A 5,209-nucleotide genomic window follows, 5' to 3' on the forward strand; every position below is an offset into this window, starting at 1 on the left:
AGCCTGCGGAACCCCCGGGGGCATGCCTCTAATTTGACAGGGAAATCCGACCGAGGCTCAATCAACTTCAGCCATAAGGTCTGGAAACTAAACAAAAATGAACCCAAAGTTTAAAAAATTCATCATCGTAGGATTGTTCATTCTATGTCCTATCGCCAAAGCAGGATTGATCCTAACTCAAGGGCAATCATATGAGTTTGAGTTTTCATCAATCTCATTATACGCCTTTGATCCAGATAACCTTTACGGAGATCCGCCAGTTGCAATTAGTAATCAACAAGCACATGCAGATTTTCAATTAGGAAGCAACCAACTCGACCCTGGCGAAAGTTTAATTCTTTCTCTTTTTGAGAACAATGAAGCAGAGCCTGTAATTCGTTCGAGTTCATTCAGCGCTACTCGCCATTCTTTTTCTGGAGGAGGATTATACCTTGGAGATCTCTCTTATATTCCATGGCAAGACAAACAAGGAATCCTTCGTATCGATGTTTTATCAGGAACAGTTGAAATTGACTCATTCAAAACAGCAACTGTCATAGATAATCAATATTACGAACAAACATACGCTATTCCGGAACCCAATTCAGTGGGGTTGATAATTATAGGAACAGGAATTCTCTACCTAAGAAGAAAAAGATTTTCCAAATCGGGTAAAGAGGAGAGACTAACTCCTTCTCCCCACACCACGAACCACGTGGATCTTACGCGGTAAAGCGCACCGTTTTCATGCCTAACGCATATATCCCGCGCCGGTCACTTTCGACGTTCGTGCGCCGCGCTGGCGCATCTGTCTGGCGGGGTGGAAGTCCCCGTCATCGCAAGCCAAGCTCCTTGCGGTGTATCGAGTATTGGGCTTTCGGCGGAGCGTGCGAAAGCAAGCGAACAAGGAAAGTTAAGCGTATACCGAGTAACCTGCAGGCCGCAAGGGAGGAGGCCGTATCTCTCTAAAGCCATTCAGCTTCGTTAACACGTATAAGTGCAGGGGTCGAGGGAGTGAACGTGGGGTGTCCGTTTTCTTGCCCCAATGGCGTACTATAGATGTATTGACCTAAATCCGGGAATGGAACCACCGATGAACCCAGATGGACACGGATACTCAATGAGACAAGGAGCTTGCCCGCTCACCCGCCGGAGTAAGAACCAGTTCTGCCTATCCTGTCCATGAACCTGTGTTTATCGGCAATCGATCGCCGGGATGGCTGCCAATGGGGGACGGATAATCCCGCATGAATGGTTGAGGGAGACTGGGCCGCGGCTATGTGATGGGGTTATGGTCGGTGGGTTCATGCAAACTTGTCTGCGACGGTTGAAGCGATGAAGAAGGATGTGGAGATAAACAACATGCAGGGAAAATATTTTGGGGTGGTCTGTAGCGTGGGGGTGTTGTTGGCCGGAATCGCCCGGTCGGAAACAATCACCGTTACCGCCGAGCCGCAGCAACTGGTTATCGAGAAGGGCATGAATGCGAAGCCGAACGCGGCGGGCATCGTGCTCACGCGCGAAGTCCAGCTGCCTGCGTTTAAGCGGGGGATCTACTACCGTCCGTTTTCGGGGGGTGTTGCCCGGGGCAACCGCGTGGAAGGGGTGGCCTTCAACTCGATCGGCGAGCTCCAGTCCTACAAACCCTCCCAAACCCGCAAGGGGCACACGAATGTGCAGCAGGGTCAGTTCATCCTTCTCGAATTGACCGATGGCCGTTATCTGGGGCTGTTGCCGATGACCTCGGAAAAGGTGTATGGGCAGTTCTTCGTCGAGAAGGGGAAGCTACTGCTGAAAACCGGGAATTATGGAACGGACCGGGTCGAGGGGGACATTCCGCTCGTGATCTGGGCCTATGGCAACTCGCCATATTCCGCCACGCGGCTGGTTTGGGAGCAGGTCTTTGAATCGGGGTATGTCGCGGCCAGACCGCGTGCCGAAAAATCCTTTCCCGAGGAGCCCTATGGGTATCTCGGCTGGTGCTCCTGGGAGCACTACAAGCGCGATATTTCCGAACCGGTCATTGCCGATGCCGCGAAAACCCTGGAGGCCTCGAAGGCCCCGTTCCGCTGGGTGATGGTCGACGATGGCTACTTTACCGAAACCGGGCGCAAGCTGGTCAGTCTGGAACCCGATCCCAAGAAATTCCCGCAGGGGTGGGGGGCGGTGACCGCGCTGAAAAACGAGGACGGCATCAAGTGGATCGGCATCTGGCGCAATATGCTGGGGTACATGGAGGGCATTCATCCCGAGCACACGATGAAGGAGCTCGAAGGCCAATTGGTGGCGGGCAAAGTGACCCAACCCAGAAGCCTCGTGAAGGGTGCCTATATGGTTCCGGCCGAAACGCCCGAAGGGGCGAAAGCGTTGCATGATCTGATGGCCCGCGATGCCGTAAAAAACGGGTTTGATTTCACGAAGGTCGATTTCCAGACCAAATGCTTCGATCTGTATGGCGGGCTGGGCAATGCCGCCCGTGCGTCGCAATACAACAATGCGGCATTGGAAGCCGCCTGCCACGCCAACGGGCTTCCGCTGCTCAACTGTATCTCGCAGCCGAACATCAATTCGCTCCAGTTCAGCCACAGTGCGCTGACCCGTTCCAGTCCGGACTACAACCAGAAGGACAAGGACAAGAACAAATGCAATGCCTACCAGAGCTTTGCCAACCACCTGTGGCTGAGCCAGACCGTCTGGGGAGATCTGGACATGTTCCACTCCCACGACGAGCGCGATGTGCATCCGATGGCGATTGCCCGCGCGATTTCCGGCGGCCCGGTCTATGTCTCCGACGAGCCGTCCAAGATTAATCCGGATGTGCTGATTCCCTTCGCTTATGAAGACGGCAAGTTGCTGCGCACCGCGGCGCCGGCAACCCTCCTGCCGGAAAGTTTTTTCATTCATCCGTTCCGCGACGAAGAAGTCATCCGGGTTGTTGCACCGATGGAAGACGGGGTGGCGGCCATTGCGCTGTTTAACTTCACGGAAAGCGGCAAGGTCCTGAAAAGCGGATTTGCGGCAAAGGACTACGGCCATGCCGGCGAACTGCTGACGCCGAATCCCGGAGTATGGAATATCCCGGCAGACGGGCTGCTGGTCTATGATCGGGAACGCCGGTCGGTTACGGATCTCGGGCAAGGCTTCTCCTCGGAAATTCCGAATTTCGATGCCCGGCTATATCTTGTTTACCCGAAGACCAAAGGCTGGGCCGTGATCGGCCGGCCGGACAAATATCTGCCGGCCGCGGCGGTTCGGCTGAAATCCGTTTCCGAAAAACAGGTGGCGTTCACGCTGGAGGAATCGGGGCCGCTGATGGTCTGGAGCAAAAACGGCGCACCGAAAACGGAGGGGGTTGCCTTTAAAGCACTGGGCAATGATCTCTATCTGGCCGATCTGCCCGTTGCCCCGGGAACCCGCGAAATGTCGCTTTCCCGCTAGCGAAATATCGGCCGTTTTCCCGCGCCGGCCGGATCGTTGACCTTCGGGGGGATCGTTTTTGTGGAGTAATTCAACGAGCGACTTTGGATGGAACGCCGAAGTTTAAAATGACAGGAAGGAAGGTGTGACGATGGATTTTAAAAAGAGGTTGGGGGTTGGTCTGCTGCTCTTTGCCGCGGCTTTTTCCGGCAACGCGAGTGCGCAGGCGGTTCCGGGGGCGGTGGGCGATGCCGAGGTTCCGGCGCGTGCCCAAAAACAGCCCAACGTGGTTTTCATTTTGGCCGATGACCTCGGCTACGGCGATCTGGGCTGCTATGGCGCCACGAAAGTGAAGACGCCGAATATCGACCAGCTCGCCTCCGAAGGGCGGCGCTTTACGGATGCGCATTCGGCTTCGGCGGTCTGTTCGCCGTCACGGTATGGGTTGCTGACCGGCGAGTATCCGTTCCGCGGAGACAACGGCAAAGGATACTGGGGGCCGTGCGACCATTTCCAGCCGCTGATGATCGCCACCGACAAGCTGACCCTGGCCCAGGTGTTCAAAAACAAGGGCTATGCCACGGCGGCGTTCGGGAAATGGCATCTGGGCTTTGGCGAAGGCAAAACCGACTGGAACCAGCCGTTGCGCCCGGGGCCGCTCGAGCTCGGGTTCGATTACTATTTCGGGGTGCCCAAGGTGAACAGCGGCTTCCCGTTCGTCTATGTCGAGAACGACCGCATCGTCGGCTATGATCCGAACGACCCGATCACCTTCGATAAACCCTACTCGGAAACAACCACCTATCCTCCGGAAGCCGGGCCCAAGACGGACAACCGGGTGGGCGGCGCAAAAAAAGCCCACGCGATTTACGACGACGAAAAGACGGGCCCGCTGCTGGTCGATAAAGCGGTCTCGTGGATCAGCGAAAACAAAATGAAGCCGTTCTTCGTCTATTTCCCGACGACCAATATTCACCATCCGTTCACGCCCTCGGCGGCGTTCAAAGGTTCCAGCGAATGCGGACTGTACGGCGATTTTATCCAGGAGTTCGACTGGATGGTCGGTGAACTGGTGAAGTGCCTGGAGGAAAACGATCTGGTCGACAACACCCTGATCATTGTCACCAGCGACAACGGCGGCATGTTCAACCGCGGCGGGCAGGATGCCTTCGCCGATGGGCACCGCCAGAACGGCGAGCTGCTCGGTTTCAAATTCGGCGTCTGGGAAGGCGGACAGCGCGTGCCGTTTGTGGCCAAATGGCCGGGCAAAATTCCGCCGAACTCGGTGTCCGACCAGTTGATCAGCGGCGTGGATATGCTGGCCACTTTTGCCGCGCTCACGGGGCAGGCGGTGGCGAGCAAGCAGCTCGCCGACAGCATCAACGTGTTGCCGGCGCTGGTCGGCGATCCGGAACATCCGTTGCGCAACGAGCTGGTCCTCATCCCCCGGCAGCCCAGTCATGTTTCCATCCGCAAAGGCAAATGGATCTACATTCCGCAACAGGCGGCCGGCGGGTTTAAGGGCAAGCCGGGCACGCATGGCGCCGGCGGCCCGGCCGCGGTCTCGTTTGTCGGCAACCAAAACAGCGACATCGAAAACGGCAAGATCAAAAAAGACGCGCCGCCCGCGCAGCTCTACGATCTGAGCACCGACGTCAACCAGACGAAAAACCTGTATAACGAATACCCGGAGGTCGTACAGGAAATGAAAGCGCTGCTTGCCAGGCATTATCGCCCGGCCAGGAACGGCAAAAAGAAATAGACGGCCGGGAGTCCGGGCTTCGCGGCCGGAACCCTGTTTTGCCACCCGCTG

At 56.3% G+C, this 5,209-nt stretch carries 3 protein-coding genes; all 3 read left to right on the top strand.

The annotated features are described in order from the left end of the window. Positions 1-97 precede the first annotated feature (97 nt). The 3 genes from ABYO54_RS13700 (at position 98) to ABYO54_RS13710 (ending at position 5,158) form a co-directional block, all read left to right on the top strand. Entirely contained in the window at positions 98-712 is a 615-nt protein-coding gene (locus ABYO54_RS13700; RefSeq protein ID WP_372808810.1) for a PEP-CTERM sorting domain-containing protein, read from the top strand. A 602-nt stretch (positions 713-1,314) separates the two neighbouring features. After that, positions 1,315-3,417, top strand: a complete 2,103-nt coding sequence (locus ABYO54_RS13705) for a Sip1-related alpha-galactosidase (RefSeq protein WP_372808811.1) — start codon at positions 1,315-1,317, stop codon at positions 3,415-3,417. A 130-nt stretch (positions 3,418-3,547) separates the two neighbouring features. Further along, positions 3,548-5,158, top strand: a complete 1,611-nt coding sequence (locus ABYO54_RS13710) for an arylsulfatase (RefSeq protein ID WP_372808812.1) — start codon at positions 3,548-3,550, stop codon at positions 5,156-5,158. Positions 5,159-5,209: the final 51 nt, after the last annotated feature.

Source organism: Pontiella sp. (assembly GCF_041622395.1).
Classification (GTDB): Bacteria; Verrucomicrobiota; Kiritimatiellia; order Kiritimatiellales; family Pontiellaceae; genus Pontiella.

What these genes read in the sequence shown, in the direction of transcription:
- ABYO54_RS13700 (WP_372808810.1), top strand. Translation starts at nt 98, where the DNA reads ATGAACCCAAAGTTTAAAAAATTCATCATCGTAGGATTGTTCATTCTA.
- ABYO54_RS13705 (WP_372808811.1), top strand. Translation starts at nt 1,315, where the DNA reads ATGAAGAAGGATGTGGAGATAAACAACATGCAGGGAAAATATTTTGGG.
- ABYO54_RS13710 (WP_372808812.1), top strand. Translation starts at nt 3,548, where the DNA reads ATGGATTTTAAAAAGAGGTTGGGGGTTGGTCTGCTGCTCTTTGCCGCG.